2 protein-coding genes are annotated in these 2243 nt (G+C 62.6%); both read right to left on the bottom strand.

Annotation, left to right across the window (positions count from 1 at the left end):
- On the bottom strand, positions 1-1914 hold a 1914-nt coding region (locus VJ956_RS00990), incomplete at its 3' end, for a glycosyltransferase (protein WP_324080666.1).
- Between the two features lie 2 nt (positions 1915-1916).
- The coding region (locus tag VJ956_RS00995; protein WP_324080668.1) for a 6-carboxytetrahydropterin synthase at positions 1917-2243 on the bottom strand (327 nt) is incomplete at its 5' end.

Genomic DNA, 2243 nt, shown 5'->3' on the forward strand with positions numbered 1-2243 from the left:
CACCTGAATCGCCAACCGCCCTGCTTCGGCCTGCCGCAACCGCGCGGATTGCCATTGTTCAATCCGCCTCTGCCGGGCCGGGTTCTGCTCCATCGCCGCTTCGCACCAGCCGCAAATCAGGGCGGCCTGAAGCGCCCGGTCGTTGCCGTCCAGATCCCACGGACTGGCCGCCACAGCCACCTCATAGCCCCGGGCTTCGAGGCGCTCCTTCAGGTAATCCGTGGCTTCAGGACCCAGCGCAGCGCCGCTGCCTTTATCGCCATGCTGGTGATCGTTTACCAGCGCGCGAATCAGGTCATCGTCTTCCAGTGCGGGACCAAGCTGAAATTCCCCGGCATAGCTCAGAACAATATACACGGCCGCGCGGCGGGCCCGGGCGACCTCGGCCAGGGCATCCAGCCAGTTTGCCGACATAAGATCAATCAGTGCCGAAGCAGTGATGAGACCGGTCCCGTCCGGAATAAGCGCGGTCAGGTTGCCGGCATCCAGGGTGCATGTGACGGTTTCTGTTGCAGCGGCTCTGGCATCGGCTTTTACCGCAAGACGCGACCTGGCCTCAGCCAGCAGGGCGGCATCCTGATCCAGCAAGGTCCAGTGCTGGGGCCCGGGGAGCCGGTCGCGAAGATAGACGCCGTTCGAACCTGCGCCGCTGCCCAGGTCCACAATCCTGAGCACCTTGTCTTCGCGCGGGATGTTTTTTTCTGCGCCTTTCCCGGCGAACTGCTCCAGCCAGCATTGAAGCTGTGCCAGTAATGCCGGATTGCGCGCGCGGTGATCGGCCGGTTCCCGCAAACCCAGCCATTGCTGGTCAAACTGACTGTGATCTCTGGTGTGTGGGCCTGGCTCGAGTGCAACCTCGAATTCGGCGGCCGCATCGGACCAGTGGCGAACCGGTGCCTGGTTACGCTGCACGGCGCCGGCCATTTCCTGCAACAACGGCCGGTCGCTCAGACAGGCTTCCAGGCAGCTCCTGAGCGCATTCACCGAGCCGGCGGGATACTGCCGGATACCCTGCCTGTCGCCGGTACTGGCCAGCGCGCCGCCATCGGTGGTGATCACCGGAAGTCCGGCCGCCAGGGCTTCATCAATCACCATGCCATAACCTTCATACAGTGAGGGCAGCACAAAAAGATCGGCGTTACGGTATTGCGCGGCCAGGGCTTCATCGCCAAGCTCGCCGGCCAGGGTGATGCGCTCGGTCAGTGACAATTGGCGGATCTGGTCGACAACCTGCTGGCTGTACCCCGGCTCACGTTCGGTTGAGCCCACCAGAGTGCAGTGCCAGGCCAGGTGCTGCAGACCCGAGAGTGCCTCGACCAGCTGATGCTGGGCCTTGCGGGGGGAAAGACCGGCGACGCACAGCAGTTGCGGTGCATCGCTGTTGCTAGTGGCATCCGATGAGCCATTCCGGGGGGAAAACATGACCGTATCGGCGCCCGGTTCCACCACCCGGATCCTGTCCTCAGGCACGCTGAAATCCCTCAGGCGCACGGCGGTGTGGTGGCTGGTCGTTATCACCCGGGTTACCGCCGCCAGCGCGCGGGTTTCCGAGGCCAGCAGAAACGCCCGGTCGTGTTCGCTGATGCCGGTTTCATCCGCCAGCGGATGATGTACCAGTGCCACCAGGTTCAGCCGCCCTGCATGTTTTTCAATCACCTCTGGCAGCCCCCCCATGGCGAGCCCGTCCAGAACCAGCCAGGTGTCTTTTTCGCAGCGGGCCAGTTCCGAATCCATGGCCGACCGGGCAACCGCATCCGGGACCGGAAACCGGCCATCAAGACCCTGAACCACTGCGGTTATGCCGCGCTCATTCAACGCGTTGACCATCCGGCTTACGTAGCGATACCCCCCGGTTCGCTGTTCCGGATCACCGGGAACAATGAACCGCACTGATTGCCCGCCCGGGTTCGACATGATCAGAGTTCACCGTGGTAACTGGCCCAGGCCACATGGGATTCACCCAGGGTTACTTTCATGCCACAGAGCCCCTTGCCCGTCTGCCCCAAGCGCCCCTCTTCTATGGCTTTTGCCATGCGTTCAAAAATGGTGGCGGCCATAAATTCCGTGGTGGTGTTGCGGCCCGCGAGCTCCGGCAACTCGTCCAGGTTCTGCATATTGAACTCGGCCAGCACCGCTGAGAGCACTTCCGATGCCAGGCCGATATCGACAATCAGATCATCTTCATCCAGGGTTTTGCGCTCGAAGCTTACGTCGACCACGTAGGTTGCACCGTGAAGCTTTTG

It is taken from the genome of Marinobacter sp., assembly GCF_035268745.1.
Taxonomy (GTDB): Bacteria; Pseudomonadota; Gammaproteobacteria; order Pseudomonadales; family Oleiphilaceae; genus Marinobacter.